Below are 18,894 nucleotides of genomic sequence, written 5' to 3' on the forward strand. Positions count from 1 at the left end.
CCCATTTATTCAAGCCCACCCCGCCACACGGGAGGTGGAGAGGTGTCGTGGGATAGGAGATGTGAAAAAGAGACAGGTGGCCGCGGCCACGGGGATTCCGATCGCGGCCGTGTCCGTCGGGTCGACGCTGGCCGTCGCCACCGTCACCGCGATCAGCGTGGTTCCGCAGGCCACCGCGGTCGGCGGTGTCGGCGCTCCGCCCGACACCGTTCGGGCGGTCATCACCGTCCTGACCGTGACCATCCAGGTGATCAACCGGCGTGGCCGGCTGACCGGCACAGCCCGGCCCGTCGCGTCCCTGACCGGCACCGCGAGCTGAGGGAGACGCACGTGTCCGGTCTGCCGTACACCGTCGGGGACGCCGTCCGCCTCACCTGCAATGTCACCGACGCGGGCGGCGTCCCCGATGACCCGGCCACGATCACCCTGGACGTCACCCTGCCCGACGGCACGACGGTGACCGTCCCGTCCGGGGACCTCGTCCACGCGAGCGCAGGCGCGTTCCTGTTCGACTACCCGAGCACAATGGCCGGCCAGCACACAGCCCGGTATTCGACCACGCTGCCCGACGGGCTCCTGGTCATCGAGTTCGATGTCGCGCCCTCACTCGACACCACCAGCCCTCACCGGCCGGTGTACGCGACCGCGGCCGATTTCCGGCAGGTCACCGGGCAGGAACCGCCCGCCGATGTGATCCGCCGCCTGGCCAACGCGTCCGAGTATCTCGACGAGCTGCTGATCGGCTGCTGGTACGACGTGGATGCCGACGAGGAGCCGACCGACGCGCGCATCGCCGCGGCGTTCGCGCGGGCGGTGTGCTGGCAGGTCGCATGGGAGGACCTCACCGGCGACCCCGACGGCCTCGGCCTCGTCTACCCGCAGATGAGCATCGGGTCGGTGTCCATCAGTCGCGGGTCGGGTGGGGCCGGTCAGACGGGGACGGCGTGGGATCGGGCCGCGCCCCGGCTCGTCACCGCGCTGCGGACCGCGGTGGATGGCCGAGGGTTCCCGCTGTTCGGGAAGTTCCCGATCGTCATCGGCTGACGCCGGGCTGCGCTGGGAGCACGCCGAGCAGGGTCACCGTCTCCTCCGGCCCGAGCGCCATCCACCCGCCCGCCTGGACGCCGTACGGCTGGCCGCACCCGCAGTACCAGACCTGACCTGCCGGCAGCTCCGGCGCCCAGCCGGACGCGGTCATCGCGGTCACCATCGGCGGCCGGCAGCGGTGGACCCAGCCGGCGGGGGTCCTCGTCTCCCAGCGCACCCACCCATCATCCCGGACGGCCGTTGTAGCGCCCGCAGGGCTTATATGTGCGGCCCGGCCGGTTTTCCCCCGCCACATCCCAGTGACCTGGGTCTCACCTCCGGGAGTCGCCGTGGCGGGCATCCCGGGCTACCTGCTGCGTTTCGTGGCCGTCATCGAGCCCTACCAGGGTGCAGGCGCGCACGGCCCGATCCTCGGATCTCCCGGCGCGCCGACGCCGTGTTTCGCCGAGGTCGCCCGCCGGCTGTCCGTGGACCGCGAGTCCCGCCGGATCACCGCCTCGGCGACGGTCTGGCTCCAGCTCGGCGTGACGTGCCCGCCCGAGTCGATGGTCACCGTCCTCCGCCGCGACGGCTCCCCCCTCATCACCCGCACCCGGGTTCTCGCGTCCACGCCGCGGGACGGCGGCGGGCTCCCCGTCCCATCCCACCTCGAAATCGCACTTCAATGAGAGAGGGGCCGCGCTGTGGCGCGCACCGCTATCACCGTCAACACCCTCGCCGCGGGCGGCGTCGACCCGTTCCCCACTGCGGGCGATGCGACGAATGGCCACACCTACCAGTGGTCGCCGTCGCGCTTGCTCGCGGTCCGCAACGGCTCGGGCGCCAGCATCAACGTGATCGCCCGGGTGAACGCCGCGGTCGACGGGCTCACCGTCCCGGACCGGACCGTCGCCGTTCCTGCCGGCGCGTCGCGGGTGATCGATCTGCGGGCGACCGCCTACCAGCAGACCGATGGCACGGCCAGTATTGATCTGTCCGCGTCGACGACCGTGACCATCGGCGTTCTCGACCTCGCGCGCTGATGAGCCTGGCCGAGGGTGTCGCCGGGTGGCTCGGCGGCAACGTCCCCGGCCTCACCTGGCAATCGGACGGCAGCGCCTACCCGGACGGCACGGTCGGCATCTACGCCGAGCAGCTCCCATCCGGCCCGGACGTCGCGGTCGCCGTCCTCACCTCGAGCGGCCAGCCGTCCGACTCGCTGCTCGGCTGGGACATGCCTGCCCTCGAAGTTCGGGTTCGCGGCGACCGGGACCCGCGCACCTCGCAGGGCATCGCCCAGCAGATCTACAGCGCCCTCCACGGCCTCGCCGACGTCGAACTGCCCGACGGCACATGGCTCGGTCTCGCCGTCTGCCTCGACTCCGGGCCGACGACGTCGGCGCCGGACGAGCAGGGCCGCTGGCAGTGGGTCGTCGGCGTCGACCTCCAGGTCTTGGCCCCGTCGGAGCACCGGCCCGCCTGAGCTTCCCCCATCCACCAAGCCCCATCCGACCTCTCGGGTGGGGCTCTCGCGTTTCAGGAGACGAGCGCACATGGTTGCGACGCAGGTCCCCGCGCGGAGCCTGATCGTGCAGGTCCGCGCCGCGGACGGCACGACCTGGCTCCCCATCAAGGGCATCACCCAATGGACCATGAACCCCGCCGAGGGTGAGGAGGTCACGGACACCACTACCTACGACTCGCAGGGCGACGCCGAGTCCCGCAAGATGCAGCGCGGCAAAAGCATCAAGGGCGAGGGGAAGCTGTACAAGGACTCGGTCACCGGCGCGCAGGACCCGGGGCAGGCCCGCTGCGAGGTCATCGCCGACTCGCTGGCCGAGGACTCCGTCGGCCGCGTGCGCTTCAGGCACCCGATGGACACCCAGTGGAAGGTCTGGGACGCGATCTTCAGCGTGGGTGAACAGGGCGGGGGCAACAACGACATGACCTCATGGAGCGTCACCGCGACCCGCACCGGCTCGTCGATGACGGCGTCCGCCCCGTGACCCGCTCGGAGCACAGCGCCCCCGCGTCACGCGAGCCGCTGGACGAGCACACGGTCGACCCATCGGAGATCTTCGACCCGGACGATGTCGACCCCGGCGACGAAGTCGACGAGTACGAGGACTTCGACGCCTACTGGGCCGAGCACGGCACGCGGGTGGAGATCCGCCGGGCGCGGATCTGCGGCGTCGACGTCGAGGTGCCCACCGACCTCCCGCTCGAGGTCGAGGTCATCCTCCAACGCCGCGGCGGCGAGCTCACCGACCGCGACCTCGAACGCGTCATCGACCTGATGTTCGGTGAGGACGTCCTCTCCCTCTGGATCTCGAACGGCATGACCCGCTCGCAGTTCCCGATCGTCTGCGCGTGGGCGCTGGCGAACGCGGAGGGCAGGCCGATCAGCTTCGCCGAGGCCGCAGAGAAGGTCCGCGAGTCGCAGGAGCGCCCTACGAACCGGGCGGAGCGCCGCGCCGCGAGCCGCCCCCGTGGATCCGCTTCTGGCCGTTCCTCGTCGCGGACTTCCGCAGGGAGTACGGGCTCACGCAGGAGGCGATAGCCCGCCTGACATGGCGGGAGTTCTGCCGCCTTCTCGGCGGCCTCTCCGCCGAGGCGGTCTACCGGCAGGTCGTCCGCCGCGCCCCGGCTCTCGTCACGGACGAGACCCAAATCCGCAGCGTCATCAACCGCATGTGAGCAGCCTCGGGAGGCCCCATGGCCTCCGTCGGAGGCGGTCTCAACGTTGGCCGGCTCTACGCCACGCTCGAGCTGGACACCGCGCAGTTCACGCGCGGGCTGGCCGGCGCAAGCATGTTGTTCGCCGGATTCACCAGCGCCTTCGGAAACGCCGTCGCCTACCTCGGCGTGGCCGCCTCCGGCCTTCAGGCGATCGCCGGTGTCGGCGCTGTTCTCGGCGCTATCGCCCCGGCCGCGGCCGTCGCCATCCCGGCGGTTCTTGGCTTGGCGCAGGCGTTCGGCACGCTCAAGTTGGCCTTCTCCGGCGTCGGTTCGGCGATTTCCGCCGGGCTGAAGCAGCGCCAGGGCGGCGGCGGTGGAGGCGGAGGCGGTGGTGAAACCGCCGCGCAGGCGAAACAACGCGCCCACGCGATTCAGCAGGCCGAGCAGTCCCTCGGTGATGCCCGCGAGCATCTCGCCGACGCCTACCAAAACTCTGAGCGGCGGAACATCGCCGCGCAGCGCGACGCCATGCAAGCCCAGAAGGACCTGAACCGGGCCCGCCAGGACGCGTTGCAGCGTTTGCAGGATCTGCGCCGCGAGGTTGAGCGCGGCTCCCTCGACGAGCGGGAAGCCGCCCTGTCGGTGCGGGATGCCGAGCGGGAATTGCAGCGCGTCCAGGGCGATTCCACGTCGACCGCGGACGACAGGGAAAGGGCGATCCTCGCCTACGAACGCGCGAAGAATTCTTTGAGCGACACCCGCGAGGAAATTGTCAAGAACAAGACGGAACTCGCGGACATGACCGCGAAGGGTGTCGACGGTCAGGACGCCGTCATCGAGGCCCAGCAGCGGGCCAATGACGCCGCGCAGAACGTCGTCGACACGCAGATCGAGGGGCAACGTCAGATACGCGACGCCCTGCGTGGCGTGGCGAACGCCGAGTACAGCCTGGAACAGGCCCGCGAGACGTCGACCTCAGCCGCAGCGGGCGGAACCAACGCCTACGCCGATGCGCTGGCGAAACTCCCACCGCTCGCGCGCCAGTTCGTCACGACGTTGATGGGCTATGCGCCGTTGATGGACCGGCTCAAGGTGGCTGCGTCCAACGTGTTCCCGGGGATGACGTCGGCCCTCAACGACATCGTGACCAATTTTCCGGTCGTCGAGGCCGGGGTGAAGGCGACCGCCGAGGGGATTTCCCGGGTTGCGGAGCGCGCCGGCAAGCTTTTCTCGGGTGCTGGTTTCCGCGCCGAGCTTTCCGAGCTGATGACCAACAACGCGATTTCGACGGAGCATTTCGGGAACGCGCTTGTTTCCGTCGGCCGGGCGCTGTTCACCGTCGGCGCGGACGCCTCGCCGATCCTCGCCGCGATCTCGGCCGGGGTGGATGGAGTCGCCGAGAAGTTCCGCCTGTGGATCAATGGGCTGCACGAGTCGGGACGGCTGACGCAGGTCATCGGCTCGGCGGTCGGCTACCTCGTCCAACTAGGACGGATCGTGGTGAACGTCGCCAAGGGCTTCGGGAACCTGTTCGGCGCATTCCAGGTGTCCGGCGGCGGGATCCTGAACACCCTTCTGCAGCTTTCGGCGGCGTTCCTCAAGCTCACCCAAAACCAGGCGCTGGTGAGCCTGATTCAGTCGCTGGCGGGCGCTTTCAACGGGGCGCTCGGGCAGGCGCTGACCATGGTCGGTCAGCTTCTCGCCCAGTTGCTGCCGTCCCTCACCCAGATGGCGCCGCTGCTCGGGCAGCTCATGCCGCTGTTCATGTTGTTCGCTACCGGGCCGTTGGGCCCGGTGCTGAAACTGCTGGGCGCGGTGGGCCTGTTCGGCCCGGCGCTGAAGGGGCTGATGGGCCCCCTCGGCCAGTTCGCCGCCGCGGCCGGTGGGCTGCTGAGCCAGGTCATGACCGCGCTCGGCCCGGTGCTCGTGGTCGTCGGTCAGGCGCTCGGGCAGATCCTGACCGCGCTGGCCCCGCTGCTACCGCCGATCGGCCAGTTCGTGGCGGCGATCCTGTCGCTGGTCGGGCCGCTGGCGCAGATCGCCGGCCAGTTGATCGCCCAGCTCCTCGCCGGGCTCCAACCTCTCCTGCCAGTCCTGGTGCAGGCGGGCCAGCAGCTGGCGGCCGGGCTGGTGACAGCGCTTCAGCAGGCACAGCCGGCGCTGACGGCGGTGATCGGCGCGGTGGTCCAGCTGCTGCCCGCCCTGCTGCCGCTGATCCCGGCGATCATGCAGATGACGATGGCGGTTTTGCCGCTAATCCCGGTTCTGGCGCAGCTGGTAGTGCAGCTCCTTAACGCGCTGATGCCGATCATCATGCCGCTGGTCCAGTTGTTCGTCACGTTGGCGCAAATCGTGACGGGGATTCTGACCGTCGCGATCCAGATCGCCGTCGGCGCGATCAGGATTTTCGTCGGAGTGCTGTCGGGGCTGATCGGGACCGTCGGGAAAACAGTCGGGGAGATCGTCGGCTGGTTCCTCGGCCTCGGCAACAAGATCCTCGGAGCGTTCGCGGACGCGGGGAAGTGGCTGGTCGACGCCGGCAAGAAGATCATGGAGGGTTTGCTCAACGGGATCAAGGCCGGCTGGAACGACGTCAAGGACCTCGTCGGCGGCATGGCCCACAAGATCACCCAGTTGAAGGGGCCCCTTCCCTACGACGCGAAACTCCTGATCCCCGCCGGCAACGCGATCATGGGCAGTCTCCTCGACGGCCTCCAGCAGACCTGGCCGCAGGTCGCCTCCTACCTGTCCGGTGTCGCCCCGGCCATCGCCGGTATCGCCGGGGCAGTCGCCAACCCCACCCCCACCACAGCCGCCGCCGCGGCGGGTGCGGTCGGTCAGGCCGTCCAGGTGATGTTCTCCGGCCCGGTCTACGCGGACAGCGCGGGTATCGCCCGGCTCGCGCAGCAGATCGCCGTCCCGATCCGCAACGAGATCAACAAGTACGCCAGCCGCAACGGCGGCACGACCGGCCTCGTCGCCTGACCCCCTCGGAGCTGTGATGGTCGACTACACGCTGCCCTCGCTGTCGGTGAACCCGCCGGACGTGTGGGGCCAGACCCTGATCACCGCGTTCGGTGCGTTCGACAGTGCCGTCGAGGCGCCGCGGGCGGTCCTCGGTCTGCGGGCGTGGCGGGCGGCGCTGGCGAACCGCTGGTACGCGCCGGCGCGGATCGTCGCCGTCGGCTCCAGCACGACCGCCGGTGTTGCGGCGACCGCGATCGACCGGCGGTACGTCAACCGGCTCGGGGACCTGCTACACGCCTCCCACAACCCGCCCGGCGTCGCAGGGGGCGCGCACATCGCCGCGGTCGACAGTGGGTGGACGCTGACGGGCACCAACAGCACGAACGCTCTGGGCCTCTCCCTCCAGTCGGTGACGCTCGCGGCCGGGGCGACGATGAGCCGCACCGTCAACCCGTGCACTGGGTTCACGGTGCTGTTCGAGCAGGGGCCGGGCGCCGGCCAGTTCACCGTCGCGGTCGACGGCGGGTCGGCCGTGAGCGTCACCCCGGACACGACCGGCACGGCGAACCGGCACGACGGCACCTACTCCACCCCGACGGTCACCTCCGGCTCGCACAGCATCCTGATCACGGCCGTCGGCGCCTGTGTGATCAGCGGTGTGTATGCCCATCAGGGTGATCTGACCGGTGGGGTGCAGATCTACCAGTCCGGCAGAAGCGGCGCGGTCACCAACGATTTCGTCGCGAACCTGTCGGTACCGACGCGGATCGCCCAGCTCGCCGCCGGCCTCGTCATCCTCATGACGGGCAGCAACGAATACCAGAGCGGTGTCAGCCCCACCGCGTTCGCTACGGCGCTGACCACGCTGATCGGGAACATCCGCGCGACGGTCAACCCGGTGCCGTCGATGCTGCTCGTCGGTACCTACCGCAGGCTGGACGTCACCGCCCCCGCCTACCCGTGGGCGTCCTACCTCCAGGCTATGCGGGACATGGCCGCCGACGACCCGGCAAACCTCGCCTACGTCGACATCAGCGGCGTCTACCCCACCTCGCAGTCCGTCGACCTGTACGACCTGATCGGCTCGGACAGCGTCCACCAAACGGACCGCGGCCACGCGATGATGGCCGATCTGATCCACACCGCGATGCGGTCGCCGCGGCTCGCCGGCATGCGGGTCATCAACCAGGCGACCGTCAGCCCGGACACGGTGTCCGGGCTGGTGGGCTGGTGGCGAGCGGACGCCCTCGGCCTCGCGGACAACACTGCGGTGTCCTCCTGGGCGCCGTCGGCCGGGTTGCAGTCGGCACCGCTCACCCAGTCCGGCACCAACCGGCCTGTCCTGCGCACCGGGATCCTGAACAGTTTGCCGGTCGTACGGTTCTCGGCAGCGTCCAGCCAGTCCCTCGACACCGGGGCGTGGGGCACGAGCTACACGGTGCCGGTCACCGTGGTCACCGTCGCCCGGTTCACGTCCGTGGCCGTCGCGGCGAACCTGTGGTCAGGCAGGTCCGGCGTGTTCGCCTACGCGGGGATCTCCCCGACCCTGTTCCAGGTCGGAGCCGGAGCCGCCGGGGAGCTCAGCGCGCGCGAGACCCCGGATGTGGACGCCTGGCATGTCATCGCCGTCGTCTACAACGGCGCGTCAACGACGGTGCATTGGGACTCGCGGCCGTTCACGACCCGCGGGACGACTGGTACCGGCGGATCGGCGGCGATGCCTGGGCTGAGGCTCGGCACGAACAGCACCGCCGCCGCGAACTACCTGACCGGCGACATCGCCGAGTTCGCCCTGTATAACCGGGCGCTCGCGGCGACCGAGGTTAGCCAGGTGAAGGCATGGCTCGCCGCGAAATACGCCCTGGTGATCGCCTGATGGCGGCGTTCGGCACGGGCACGTTCGGCGCCGGTGTGTTCGGTGTCGGGGACGGCGCGGTCGACCCGGCGCTCATCGGCACGCCGAGCACCGGCACCGCGGTCAACCTGCTGGCGTTCCTCAGCTTCGACGTCGACCCACTCGACTGCCCTCTCGCGGCCGGAACCGATGCGACGTTCGAGGACTCCAGCACCTGGAACGCGGCGAACGGCCAGACCACGTTCGCCTACGACACGGGCCGGGTGCATGCCGGGACCGCGTCGCGGCTACTCACCCGCACCACGTCAACCGGGCCGGCCGCGGCGTACTGGCAGTCGGCTCCCGGGTCGGTGACGGCGTTGCGCTGGTACGGCGCGCTGATCTACATCAGCCCCGAGACGACCGCGCGCACCGGACAGGCCACGATCACGTTTCAGACCGCGGGCTCCGGCACGCTCACCACCGTCACGTCGACCGCGCCGCAGGTCCTCGGACAGTGGCGGCCCCTCCTCGTCGTCGGCCAGGCCCCCGCCGGCGTCAACCGCCTGCGGGTCGACGTCGCCATCAACAACTGCACGGTCGGCGAGCAGCACCGCATCGACACGTTCGCCTGCGACCATCTCGGGACGCTGCTCGCCGGCCGGGTCCGCGACGTCTCGTGGAGGCGAGGCCGCAACGACGAGCTCGGGCAGGTGCAGGCGAGCACCTGCACGGTGGCGCTGAAGAACTCCGACGGCTACCTCACCCCGGACAGCGTCACCGCGCCAGCGCCATACCTCGGCAACATTGACTCGAACCGGCGGATCGTCATTGTCCGGCAGGTCGACGGGGTGCTCTACCCGGAGTGGGCCGGGACGACCGAGTCGTGGGAGCAGTCGATCCACGCCAACGGCGCCTGGTCGGAGGTGCAGGTCCAGGCAACCGACGCGTTCGACTGGTTCGGGAAGCCAATTCTCCCGCCACTGCCGGCCGAGATCATGCTCGACGAGCCAGACGCTTATTTCCGGCTGAACGAGCCGAAAGAAGCGGTGAGCGCCGGATCCATCGCCGGGGATAGTGGAATTGCCACCCTCGCCACCTCGAAATATGGGGCATCCGGGAGTGCGTTCGGCGCGGACAACGCCGCCCCCGTTCTCGACACGGGAAAGACTGCCGATGACGGTCAGCCCTGGCTCACTCTCAACCCGAACACGGTCCCGAGCGCGACCGAACCGGGGAGCGTCCTCGATTTCTCGAACGTGCCAGCGGCGAACCCAGCGACCAACCCGACCGTCGGCTGGACGGTGGAAATCTGGGCACGCCTGCCTACCACCGCCCCCACGGAAACAATGATCCTCTACAGGTCAGCCGCATATGCGGGCGGCTTCGAGTATCACTCGGGCTTCCAGCTCCAGATGGAGACCTACGGGGCGCTCACCGTCAGATCGCCCACGACGACACTGATCCTCAGCGACTTCACCTACGTTTCCAGTACCCCGACGACGCTGATGTTCGCGCTCACCTGGAGCCCATCCGGCGGCACATACGGCACTCTCACACTCAAAACCTCATACGAGGAGAAAGCGGTGGCGCTGGGTTCGACGCCGTATACCGCTGGAACGCCGGACCGGGTGTGGGTGGGTGGATATTTTCAGTCGTATCGGCGGTCTCTTCAGTATGCGTGGCGGACCCCGATCGCGCACGTCGCATTTTGGCGGAGGGCAGTTGATACCGGCCGGCTGGGCGCCCACTCGCAGGTAGGCAGGTCCGGCGGATTGTCCGAGTCTGAGGGGAACCGGATCGGAGGCGTCGCGAATCTCGCCGGCTGGCCGGAGGCGTGGACACGCATCGATGTCGGCCTGTCCAGCCTCATGGACCGATCGTGGGCGTCCACCACCGCGCTCTCGCTGATCCAGGATATAGCGAAACAGTCGTCGGCCCTGGTCATCGCGGATGTCGCCGGGAAACTCGTCATGCGAAACAGGCACGCCCGGGTAAACGTCGCCGCGAAGGCGGTGTTTCGGGCCGCCGATGGGACGGCTATTACGGCTCGGGATTTCACCCCGAAGAAAGACAATCAGTTCGTCGAGAACTCGATCAAGGTCACGCGGACGACCGGGGCAACCACCGTCGCTTCCGACGCGGCGTCAATCGCCCGGTACGGCCTGAAGCCAGCCGACGACATCGAGGTGGCGATCGACTCGGACGAGGAAGCCGCGGCGCTCGGGAAGTGGCGGGTGGCGACCCGCAAGGACAACCGGGCCCGCGTCTCCTCGCTGGCTCTCCAGCCGGGCGCGCGGCCGGCGCTCTGGCCGATCCTCCTCGGCCTGGAGGTCGGCGACAGGATCAGCGTGCAGGGCCTGCCCTCGCTCGCCCCGTGGCAGACCCTCGACGCGTTCGTCGAGAGCATCGAGTCCCGGCAGGACGGCAACCCGCGGAACACGGTGTACGTGCTGGGGCTGTCGCCGTGGCGTGCCGAGTTGCACCAGATGGCCCAGCTCGACACCGGCGGAAATCTTTCCCTGCTGGGCGCGGCTGACTGTCAGGCGGGGTGGTACTGATGGCGACGATACCGAGTCCTCCCTCCTGGGCGACACCTCATGTCACCTCGGTCGAGCTTAACAAGATCTCGACGATGCTGAATTTTCTGCAATATCGGAGCGGCGGGTTCTGCCAATTGACGCAGACCATCGCGCACGACATACCCTCCGACTCGGACTATCCAGTCCAAATGCAGAACGAAGAGGTCGACCGGGACGGCGGGCATTCCGACCAGGACAATCTGTCGCGGTATGTGGTGCGCACCCCGGGGAACTACCTGATAGCCGGCATGGGAGCGCTGGCGGTGAACGGAGATGGGTTCCGCGCGTCCAAGTTGATGGTGAACGGAGGCTCAGCCAACCCGATCACCCTAGCCATCACCCAGCGTGCGGCGATGGCGGGCATCGAGCCGTTCATGCCCGTAGGCCCTCGCATCGCCTATCTGAACGTAGACGACTACGTGGAGCTCCGCGTCCGACAGAACAGCACGGTGACCATTAAGACGTCGGTGGCGGATGGCGGCTCGTCCCTGACCGTGATCTACCTGGGAGCATGAATGGCAACCGTCCCCACGGTCCGCACGTGGATAAACGAGCTGCTGACCGCCACGAAAATGAACGAGATCAGCTCGATGCTGAACTTCCTGAAACAAAACTCAGGAGGCGTCTGCGTTGCACAGCAGACCGCACAGCAATTCCTCGGACCAACCGCCGATGTGCCGATCAATTTCAATTCCGCCTTCCCTAACGTTGATGGCATGTGGTCCGGAGGAACCAGGTTGACCGCGCAGACCGCGGGCTGGTACATGATGGGCGGCCTGGTCACCTTCACTGCGGCTGGCGGAGCGAGATTCGGCAAGTTCCGGAAAAACAATGTCACCTTGCATGCGGCTTCCGGGCCGGCCGCCGCGGCGCCCATCGAAACGTTCTTGGATGTCGGCACGTACATCACGTTCATGAACCCTGGGGATTATCTGGAGTTGACCGCCTGGCAGAACACCGGCGGCACGATCGCCACCTCGGTGAACGATGGCGGGTCGCAGTTTGCCGTGTACCGCATCGCCTCCTGACCTCCCCCCACCACCCCCTCTGCTGGAGACGCCATGGCCACCTGGCCCGAGTACTGCAAGCAGGCTGGTGCCGCACTGGCCGGCTGGATGGCCGCACACCCGTGGGCCCCGCCGGCCGATCCCGACCCGGACCCGCCCGTGCCGGTGCCGACGGCGACGGTGCGGATCAACTGCGGTGGCCCAGCCGTCACGGTCGGCGGGGTCGCGTGGGAGGCCGACCGCGGGTACACCGGTGGGACGGCGTCCGCGCAGGGCGCCGGCCGGTACGGCACCGACGTGGTCATGGAGACCGAGCGGTGGGGGGACTTCACCTACACCCTGACCGGTCTGCCCCCTGGCCCGGCCGTGGTCCGGCTGCACCTCGCCGATTCGTACGCTGCGGACACCAGCCCGGGGATGCGGGTGTTCGATGTCGCTGTCCAGGGCAGCAGTGCCCTGCGCGCGGTGGACCCGGTCGCGCTGGCCGGCGGACCGTACCGCGGAGTCGTCCGGGAGGTGCCGGCGACGATCGGCGCGGACGGCCGGCTCACGGTGGCAGTGACGACCGTGACGAACGCCGGCTGCGTCCAGGGGCTCGAGGTGCTGTGCTACGGCACCGGCACGCCCACCTCGGACCCGGGCACGGGCGGCAGCGGGGGCACGGGCACCGCGGTGTGGCTGTCGGGGGGGAACCCGAACAACAACCGGCAGGACACGGGCCTCAAGTTCGGGACGTGGCGCGGGAAGCCGATCACCTGCGCGCTGCACTACCCCGAACGGGCCAAGGACTGGGGCCCGCTGACGTCCGCGGCAGGGTATTGGACCGACAAGACGATCACCCTGATCGTGCAGATCCCGCCGTTCCCGCAGGGCTCCTACACCTACGCCGCCGCGGCGAAGGGCCGCTACGAAGCCCAGTGGAAGCAGCTCGCGCAGAACTGGAAGGCCCGCACCGACGCCGGTTTCCCACCGCCGGTGTTCTCGATGGGCTGGGAGGCGAACCACAGCAACCTGCACTACTGGGGCGGCCCCGGGAACGGTGCTCAGCACTTCCAGAGCTACGACGAGTACGTCACCACCTGGCAGCGGTTCTCCATGGTCGTACGAGCGGTCGACCCCCGGGCCCGGCTACTCCAGACGTGGAACGGCCACGACAGCCCCGGCTTCGGCGCGGGCCAGTTCCCGGCGAACGACCCGCGGAACATCTACGTGGGGAAGGGCTACCTCGACGGCGTCGGGGTGGACTACTACGACCATTACCCGCCGTCGTTCGGCGGCACGTCAACAAGCCCGTCCCGGCGGGACTTCGCCGCCGAGGCGGCCGACGTGAACGGTGTCCGCTGGTACGCGGATTTCGCCTGGTCGGAGGGTCTCGAGTTCTGGGTGCCGGAGTGGGCGTGCAACAGCTCGAACCTGACCGTCGGCGGCGGCGACAACCCCACGTTCGTGACGAACATGGTCGCCGAGTTCGCTCGGGTGCGCGCCCGCGGCCAGTCGGGCGGCGAGTGCTACTACGACGACGACGCCCAGAGGATGAGCATCCTCGGCTCGTCCGGTAGCCCGGCGAACCCGCGGGCGGCGGTCGAGTATCAGCGGCTCTACCGCAGTGTCTGACCGGCATGGCACCGATGATCGGGGCGGCTGATGGTGGCGCTCTGGGCCGCCGCGTCGGCACCGGCGGACCCCCTCGGCCAGCTCGCAGAAAAGGGAGCGGTCGGCCTGGTCGCGACGCTGGCGATCCTGGGCTTCTTGTGGTTCATCAGACGTTCGGACGCGGCGAACGCCCGGGAGCTGGCCGCCCGGGACGAGGTGATCGACCGGCAGCAGGGCGAGATCACGGCGCTGCGGACCGCGCTGGACGAGGCGTATACGTTCACGCGGGACCGGACGGTGCCCGCGCTGACGAGCGCCGGGGAAGCGCTGGTGCGCTCGACCGAGATCAACAGGGAGTATCTGCAACTCCTCGCGCGGGAGCGCAGGCGGTGAGCCGGGCCGCCCGGCGGCCGGCGCCCACACTGCCAGCGGTGTCCGCCGCTCTGCTGGCCCGGCTGCATGACGTACTGGGCCAGGCAGACGAAGCGGCCCAGCTGTTCACCCGCCGGCTTCGTGCGCATGACGTCGTCATCGACGAACTCGCCGCCTACATCCACAACGACCCCAGGGGGCGGCCGTGACTGATCCATCCACGCCAGACCTCCCAGACGACGCCACCGAGGTCCGTCGGCTCCGGCTCGCCGTCGAGCAGCTCACCGCCGAGCGCGGCGAACTCGCCCAGTCCACCCAGGGCCTGACCGCGGCCATCGGCCAGCTGCGCGGCGAGGTCGGGGAGGCGAACCGCCGCGCGGATGCGGCGGCTGTCCGTGTCGAGGAGGTCGATACCGACGCGCAGACCCGGCTTGATGATGAGTCCGCGGCCCTACGAGGGCAGATCCGCACCCGGGTCATCATCGCCGCATCGGCAATCGTGGTCGTGGTCGTGGTCCTGCTGGTCTCGTGGGCGCAGGCCACCCGCACCCAGCACCGGTTCGACCGGGTCTATACCGGTCTGATCGAGGCGTGCACGAAGTCGCAGGCGACCAACGCCGGCCTGCGGGTCAAGAACACGAAATTGCGGGACGACACGCATGCGCTGGTCGTCGCCGCCGAAGGGCTTGACGCGCCGGCCGCCGTCCTCGGCCCGATCGTCTCCTACCTCAAGGCCGAGGAGACCGCCTACACCGAGTACCTCAAGAGCCTGCCGCCGCCCACGGACTGTCGTGCCCGGTACGGCAGCCGGTGAGCGGCCCGGTGCTGTACCCGCCGGCCCGATACCGGCCGGTGCGCAACCGATCCGGGGCGATGGCCCAGCCGACCCGCGGCCTGGTCCCTCACGTCCAGGTGGGCACCGGCTCGCTGTTCGGCTGGTTCGACAACCCGGAATCGCAGGTCAGCTCCCACCTGTGGCTGTCCCGGACGGGCGAGTTCGAGGGGTACGTCCCGCTCGACCAGAAAGCTTGGGCGCAGGCGGCGGGTAACCCGTACTGGATCTCGTGTGAGTGCGAGGGCTTCCCCTCCGAGGACTACACCCCGATTCAGGTGCAGCGCCTGGGCGAGCTGTTCGCCTGGGGTGTCCGCGAGTTCGGCTGGAAGGCCGAGATCACCGACTCGCCGAACGGCTACGGCCTGGGCACCCACCGGATGGGCGGAGCCGCCTGGGGCGGCCATGAATGCCCGGGTCCGATCCGCGCCGGCCGGCGGGCGGACATTCTCGCCGCTGCCGCGGCCATCCTCACCCCACCAGCACCGGAGGCACCCGTGGACGTCGTCCTGTCCGCCACCCAGCTCCAGGCCATCACGGACGAGCTGCTTGGCCGGATCTGGGAGCTGATGTGCTCGCCGCCGCAGCCAACCCCGGCAGGCTGGCACCAGCCGTACCAGCGCAACGCCGTCGACGTGTGGCGCCGCACCTATGAGCAGGTCGGTGCCGCGGTCTCGGACACCACTGCGATCCGCGCGGCCCTGGCCACGATGGTCGACGAGTCCCACCCGGCCGCGGCCATGCTCGCCGTGCCGCCGGCCGTCGCCGGGCCGCTGACGCTCGACGAGCTGCTCGCTGCGGTTCTTGTGCTCGGCCCGCTCGAGGCCGCCCGGCTGGCCGAGGCTGCCGCCGGCCACGCCGCGTCCCTGCTCGCCACCCCTACCGTGCCCACCCCCGGAGCCACCCCGTGACCACGACCGTCCGCATCCCCGAGCGGCCCGACAACCCGCACCGATTGGGCCGGCACGTCGCGCACGACCCCCGTTCGGCCCGGTACGCGGTCGCGGGTGCGCCGACGTCGACGCTGGTCTCCAGGCGGTGGACCCGGCGCATCCCCGTGCTCGACCAGGGCGACCTCGGCTCGTGCACGGGTAACGCCGCGGCCGGTTGGCTTGGCACCGACAACGCCATCCGCCAGGGCGTGACCACGGTGGACGGGGTCGCGGTTGACGAGGCGTACGCCGTCCAGCTCTACAGCGCGGCCACCCGCCTCGACGACATCGATGGCGACTACCCGCCGACCGACACCGGATCGGATGGGCTGTCGGTGGCGAAGGCGCTGCAAGCCGCTGGCATCGCCCGCGGCTACCAGCACGCGTTCTCGCTTCAGGCCACGCTGACCGCGCTGGCCACTGCCGGCCCGGTGTTGCTCGGCACGGTGTGGCTCCAGGCCATGTTCGAGCCGGCGAAGGACGGCCGGCTCACCCCCCGAGGCGCGGTCGCCGGCGGCCACGAGTACCTCGCCGACGAGATTGACGTCGAGCGGCGCCGGGTGTGGATCACGAACTCGTGGGCGGAGTCCTGGGGCATCGGCGGCCGGGCGTACCTGACGTGGGACGACCTCGCCACCCTGCTCGACCAGCAGGGCGACGTCACCGTCCCCACCCCGGTGCAGGTGCCCGCGCCTACCCCCACCCCGACGCCGCCGACGCCCGGCCCGGTCCAGCCGGACAGCCCCGACGACGCGCTCGCCGACGCCCTCGGCCCGCTGGTCCCGGCCGCGGAGGCGTGGCTCGCCGCGTACAGCAGCTACCGCCTCCCCCGCTGACCATCACCCGGAGGTTTCCCATGCCCTACCTGCTCACCACCGCCCCGGCGACAGCCGTCCTGCCGCTGCCCCGCCGGGAACCGGCCGCCCTCGCCGCTGGCGCTCAGGCGGTTCTCGCCGCGGCGCTCTCGCTGGCCGCCTACTGGTGGCCGGACCAGCTCCGCCCCGGCATCCAGGGCGCGGTCCTCGCCGCCACCGGCGCGGTCGCCGCGCTGGTCACGGCCTGGCGGGTCGCGCCCGCGCGGGCCACCGCGGTGTACGGCGTCGCGCAGACGCTCGTCCCGCTGGCCGTCGCGCTCGGCCTGGCGCTGCCGCCCGGGGCGGACGCGGCGATCCTCGCGCTCGTCGCCGCCGCGCTCGGGCTGCTGACCCGACAGGCCGTGACCCCCCGGGCCGCGCTCGCGGCCTCCCCCGACACCCGGGCGGCGTACTGATGCGCCTGTCCCGGTTCCTCCCGTGGCCGTCCCGCCGGACGGTCGACCAGCACACCCAGCAGATCGGAGAGATCATGGCCGACATCCACGACGTCGAGGCCCGCGCCCAGCGGCAGCAGGCCGACATCGACACTCTCGGCGGTGTCGTCGACGAATTCACCGCCATCGTCGAGCAGCTGCTCGCCGGGCAGGACACCGTCCCTGCGGACGTCCAGGCCGCGATCGATCGGATTGTGACCGGGCTGGACGAGACGGCGGCGGACACCGAGGCGGTCACGTCGCGGCTGACCGCGCTGGCCCAGACCGCCGGCGGCACCCCGGCCCCGGAGCCGACGCCGCCCCCGGACGAGCCCACCGTCTGACCCCAGACGCCAGCGCGCCCCCGGCCGCCCACACTCGTGGGTGGCCGGGGGCGGTTTCGTCGTGTCCGGGTGGATGATGAGACATGCCGAACTGGGAGCCCGTGACCTTCGTCAGCGCCATCAGCCCCGACGTCGAGCCGTCTGACCGTGAGATCACCTGGGTGACGCCGGACGGCGTCAAGGTCGGCGGGTCCGCGCCCCAGCCGGGCGCCTACCTGGTCGACGCGGACAACGTGTGCACGCTGCTCCCGGATACCAGCGCCTGAAACGGCAGCGCCCCCGGCACCTGTGATGGGTGGCCAGGGGCGCTTCGGCATGCCCGGGATCAGGCCGGCAGCGGGAAAACTCCCAGAAGGGTGTACCTGCTACTCCGTGGGACCCCCGTCGAAATCCCGCGGGACCTCAACGATCCCCGTGAGCGGCGCATCCAGATAATCGTCGTCGCCGAAGTAGAACCGGAGGATCTCCCCGATCTTCTGGATCTCCGTGATCCGCCGCCACGGCTCGGACGGCAGGCGCCGGACCCGCCCTCCGACCTGCGGAAACCATGATCCGATGAGACGGCCGGGGGCTCGATCCGATTCGAGGAGCTCCTTCTGCTCGTCGTAGATCTGCGCAACCCGCTGGTGCGACAGGCCGACTGTGCGGGCGATCTCACGGTAGGACAGGCGGCCGATTGTCGGGGCGTGCGCCGCCGCGATAGCCAGATCGAGGGCAGCCGACGCGGCGGCCTGGGCCTCCCCCGCCTGCACCGCGGCCGCCTTGGCTGCGGCCAGAGTGGCGACAGCGTCCCGTCTGCGATGGATGTCTGCGGCGATCTCGGCCTCGCGGCGCATCTCTCCTGCTACGGCGGCCATCTCGGCTGCGGTTGCCGGCGAAATGTCCCGCTCCTGGTCAGAGCCGGCTATCTCGGCGGCGGGGGCCGTGTCGAGTTGGCCGGCGATCAGATCCCACTGGTCGTCGAGGGGGCGACCGTGGTCGTCGAGGTCGACGCCGCCGCCGTCGATGACAGCGAGGATGTCGGCGCGGCTTCCGGCGTCCCAGGCTGCGCGGACGGTGTCAGCGGTGTGCATATTCGTAGCCCTCCCCGGCGCCAGACCGTCTAGCGCGCTAGACACATAGTGGCGGGCAGGCCCAAGGGTGTCAAGCGCGCTAGACAGGTTGATTCGGGTCAGATCGGGCCCTGGCGGCGCTCCCCCGACCGGGGTCAGGCAGGACCAGCAGGCCGCGTCTCCCACCCGGAGTCCTCCGGCGGCTCCGACCCCGGCCCGAACCCCGGCGCCCACACGTCCGGGATATGCGTACAGCGCGTCACCGGCGGCTGGAGAGTCAGGCTCGGCAGCTCGTCGCGCGCCCGCGCACCGCGCGCGGACCGGCGCAGGTGCTCCGCCCGCGCTTTCCGGCACTCACCGCAGGACGGGAACAGGGCATGCACCTC

General features: G+C 70.0%; 23 protein-coding genes. 21 read left to right on the forward strand and 2 right to left on the reverse strand.

What is annotated here, in order from left to right; genetic code table 11:
• The first annotated feature begins 61 nt into the window (after positions 1-61).
• Together MXD60_RS20615 and MXD60_RS20620 are read left to right on the forward strand one after the other, a co-directional pair.
• Positions 62-319: a hypothetical protein gene (locus tag MXD60_RS20615; RefSeq protein ID WP_248820974.1), complete on the forward strand. Its 258-nt coding sequence runs from the start codon at positions 62-64 to the stop codon at positions 317-319.
• 11 nt (positions 320-330) lie between these two features.
• The gene (locus MXD60_RS20620) at positions 331-1,044 is read left to right on the forward strand and encodes a hypothetical protein (RefSeq protein ID WP_248820975.1); all 714 of its coding nucleotides are present in this window, start codon (positions 331-333) and stop codon (positions 1,042-1,044) included.
• Here MXD60_RS20620 and MXD60_RS20625 read toward each other — a convergent pair.
• The gene (locus tag MXD60_RS20625; protein WP_248820976.1) at positions 1,034-1,264 is read right to left on the reverse strand and encodes a hypothetical protein; all 231 of its coding nucleotides are present in this window, start codon (positions 1,262-1,264) and stop codon (positions 1,034-1,036) included. The two genes, MXD60_RS20620 and MXD60_RS20625, sit on opposite strands and share 11 nt — an antisense overlap.
• 112 nt (positions 1,265-1,376) lie before the next feature.
• Here MXD60_RS20625 and MXD60_RS20630 point away from each other — a divergent pair, with 112 nt between their 5' ends.
• From MXD60_RS20630 to MXD60_RS20720, 19 genes are all read left to right on the forward strand, one after another.
• Positions 1,377-1,715 carry a hypothetical protein gene (locus MXD60_RS20630; protein WP_248820977.1) on the forward strand — a complete coding sequence of 113 codons (339 nt, stop codon included), beginning with the start codon at positions 1,377-1,379 and terminating at the stop codon, positions 1,713-1,715.
• 15 nt (positions 1,716-1,730) lie between these two features.
• Positions 1,731-2,069: a hypothetical protein gene (locus tag MXD60_RS20635; RefSeq protein ID WP_248820978.1), complete on the forward strand. Its 339-nt coding sequence runs from the start codon at positions 1,731-1,733 to the stop codon at positions 2,067-2,069.
• Positions 2,069-2,509: a minor capsid protein gene (locus tag MXD60_RS20640; protein ID WP_248820979.1), complete on the forward strand. Its 441-nt coding sequence runs from the start codon at positions 2,069-2,071 to the stop codon at positions 2,507-2,509. The genes MXD60_RS20635 and MXD60_RS20640 overlap by 1 nt, the downstream gene beginning before the upstream one ends.
• Positions 2,510-2,579: 70 nt before the next feature.
• Positions 2,580-3,032 (forward strand): phage tail tube protein, encoded by a 453-nt coding sequence (locus MXD60_RS20645; protein WP_248820980.1) that lies wholly within the window; start codon positions 2,580-2,582, stop codon positions 3,030-3,032.
• The gene (locus MXD60_RS20650) at positions 2,978-3,586 is read left to right on the forward strand and encodes a hypothetical protein (RefSeq protein ID WP_248820981.1); all 609 of its coding nucleotides are present in this window, start codon (positions 2,978-2,980) and stop codon (positions 3,584-3,586) included. Before MXD60_RS20645 ends, MXD60_RS20650 begins: the two co-directional genes overlap by 55 nt.
• Before the next feature lie 155 nt (positions 3,587-3,741).
• A complete protein-coding gene (locus MXD60_RS20655; protein ID WP_248820982.1) occupies positions 3,742-6,690 on the forward strand; it encodes a phage tail protein in 2,949 nt (982 codons plus the stop codon).
• Positions 6,691-6,706: 16 nt separating this feature from the next.
• Positions 6,707-8,548, forward strand: coding sequence for an SGNH/GDSL hydrolase family protein (locus tag MXD60_RS20660; protein ID WP_248820983.1), 1,842 nt, complete (start codon positions 6,707-6,709; stop codon positions 8,546-8,548).
• On the forward strand, positions 8,548-11,067 hold the full coding sequence (locus MXD60_RS20665; protein WP_248820984.1) for a hypothetical protein: 2,520 nt from the start codon (positions 8,548-8,550) through the stop codon (positions 11,065-11,067). Before MXD60_RS20660 ends, MXD60_RS20665 begins: the two co-directional genes overlap by 1 nt.
• Positions 11,067-11,603, forward strand: a complete 537-nt coding sequence (locus MXD60_RS20670) for a hypothetical protein (protein WP_248820985.1) — start codon at positions 11,067-11,069, stop codon at positions 11,601-11,603. The genes MXD60_RS20665 and MXD60_RS20670 overlap by 1 nt, the downstream gene beginning before the upstream one ends.
• The gene (locus MXD60_RS20675) at positions 11,604-12,116 is read left to right on the forward strand and encodes a hypothetical protein (protein WP_248820986.1); all 513 of its coding nucleotides are present in this window, start codon (positions 11,604-11,606) and stop codon (positions 12,114-12,116) included.
• A gap of 33 nt (positions 12,117-12,149) precedes the next feature.
• The gene (locus tag MXD60_RS20680; protein WP_248820987.1) at positions 12,150-13,709 is read left to right on the forward strand and encodes a malectin domain-containing carbohydrate-binding protein; all 1,560 of its coding nucleotides are present in this window, start codon (positions 12,150-12,152) and stop codon (positions 13,707-13,709) included.
• A 30-nt stretch (positions 13,710-13,739) separates the two neighbouring features.
• On the forward strand, positions 13,740-14,081 hold the full coding sequence (locus MXD60_RS20685) for a hypothetical protein (protein WP_248820988.1): 342 nt from the start codon (positions 13,740-13,742) through the stop codon (positions 14,079-14,081).
• Positions 14,078-14,269, forward strand: coding sequence for a hypothetical protein (locus MXD60_RS20690; RefSeq protein ID WP_248820989.1), 192 nt, complete (start codon positions 14,078-14,080; stop codon positions 14,267-14,269). Before MXD60_RS20685 ends, MXD60_RS20690 begins: the two co-directional genes overlap by 4 nt.
• A complete protein-coding gene (locus MXD60_RS20695) occupies positions 14,266-14,874 on the forward strand; it encodes a hypothetical protein (RefSeq protein WP_248820990.1) in 609 nt (202 codons plus the stop codon). Before MXD60_RS20690 ends, MXD60_RS20695 begins: the two co-directional genes overlap by 4 nt.
• A 59-nt stretch (positions 14,875-14,933) precedes the next feature.
• A complete protein-coding gene (locus MXD60_RS20700; protein ID WP_248820991.1) occupies positions 14,934-15,803 on the forward strand; it encodes a peptidoglycan recognition protein family protein in 870 nt (289 codons plus the stop codon).
• Positions 15,800-16,660, forward strand: a complete 861-nt coding sequence (locus tag MXD60_RS20705; protein WP_248820992.1) for a C1 family peptidase — start codon at positions 15,800-15,802, stop codon at positions 16,658-16,660. The genes MXD60_RS20700 and MXD60_RS20705 overlap by 4 nt, the downstream gene beginning before the upstream one ends.
• Positions 16,661-16,680: 20 nt before the next feature.
• On the forward strand, positions 16,681-17,094 hold the full coding sequence (locus MXD60_RS20710; RefSeq protein ID WP_248820993.1) for a hypothetical protein: 414 nt from the start codon (positions 16,681-16,683) through the stop codon (positions 17,092-17,094).
• Entirely contained in the window at positions 17,094-17,456 is a 363-nt protein-coding gene (locus MXD60_RS20715) for a hypothetical protein (RefSeq protein ID WP_248820994.1), read from the forward strand. Before MXD60_RS20710 ends, MXD60_RS20715 begins: the two co-directional genes overlap by 1 nt.
• An 83-nt stretch (positions 17,457-17,539) precedes the next feature.
• The gene (locus MXD60_RS20720) at positions 17,540-17,722 is read left to right on the forward strand and encodes a hypothetical protein (RefSeq protein ID WP_248820995.1); all 183 of its coding nucleotides are present in this window, start codon (positions 17,540-17,542) and stop codon (positions 17,720-17,722) included.
• Between the two features lie 99 nt (positions 17,723-17,821).
• Here MXD60_RS20720 and MXD60_RS20725 read toward each other — a convergent pair whose 3' ends face one another.
• Positions 17,822-18,529: a hypothetical protein gene (locus MXD60_RS20725; RefSeq protein ID WP_248820996.1), complete on the reverse strand. Its 708-nt coding sequence runs from the start codon at positions 18,527-18,529 to the stop codon at positions 17,822-17,824.
• Positions 18,530-18,894: the final 365 nt, after the last annotated feature.

Source organism: Frankia sp. AgB32, assembly GCF_023243045.1.
Lineage (GTDB): Bacteria > Actinomycetota > Actinomycetes > Frankiales > Frankiaceae > Frankia.

Coding starts and splice junctions, on each gene's coding strand:
- MXD60_RS20640 (WP_248820979.1), top strand. CDS start 2,069: ATGAGCCTGGCCGAGGGTGTCGCCGGGTGGCTCGGCGGCAACGTCCCC.
- MXD60_RS20645 (WP_248820980.1), top strand. CDS start 2,580: ATGGTTGCGACGCAGGTCCCCGCGCGGAGCCTGATCGTGCAGGTCCGC.
- MXD60_RS20650 (WP_248820981.1), top strand. CDS start 2,978: ATGGAGCGTCACCGCGACCCGCACCGGCTCGTCGATGACGGCGTCCGC.
- MXD60_RS20655 (WP_248820982.1), top strand. CDS start 3,742: ATGGCCTCCGTCGGAGGCGGTCTCAACGTTGGCCGGCTCTACGCCACG.
- MXD60_RS20660 (WP_248820983.1), top strand. CDS start 6,707: ATGGTCGACTACACGCTGCCCTCGCTGTCGGTGAACCCGCCGGACGTG.
- MXD60_RS20665 (WP_248820984.1), top strand. CDS start 8,548: ATGGCGGCGTTCGGCACGGGCACGTTCGGCGCCGGTGTGTTCGGTGTC.
- MXD60_RS20670 (WP_248820985.1), top strand. CDS start 11,067: ATGGCGACGATACCGAGTCCTCCCTCCTGGGCGACACCTCATGTCACC.
- MXD60_RS20675 (WP_248820986.1), top strand. CDS start 11,604: ATGGCAACCGTCCCCACGGTCCGCACGTGGATAAACGAGCTGCTGACC.
- MXD60_RS20680 (WP_248820987.1), top strand. CDS start 12,150: ATGGCCACCTGGCCCGAGTACTGCAAGCAGGCTGGTGCCGCACTGGCC.
- MXD60_RS20685 (WP_248820988.1), top strand. CDS start 13,740: ATGGTGGCGCTCTGGGCCGCCGCGTCGGCACCGGCGGACCCCCTCGGC.
- MXD60_RS20700 (WP_248820991.1), top strand. CDS start 14,934: ATGGCCCAGCCGACCCGCGGCCTGGTCCCTCACGTCCAGGTGGGCACC.
- MXD60_RS20710 (WP_248820993.1), top strand. CDS start 16,681: ATGCCCTACCTGCTCACCACCGCCCCGGCGACAGCCGTCCTGCCGCTG.
- MXD60_RS20715 (WP_248820994.1), top strand. CDS start 17,094: ATGCGCCTGTCCCGGTTCCTCCCGTGGCCGTCCCGCCGGACGGTCGAC.
- MXD60_RS20720 (WP_248820995.1), top strand. CDS start 17,540: ATGCCGAACTGGGAGCCCGTGACCTTCGTCAGCGCCATCAGCCCCGAC.
- MXD60_RS20725 (WP_248820996.1), bottom strand. CDS start 18,529: ATGCACACCGCTGACACCGTCCGCGCAGCCTGGGACGCCGGAAGCCGC.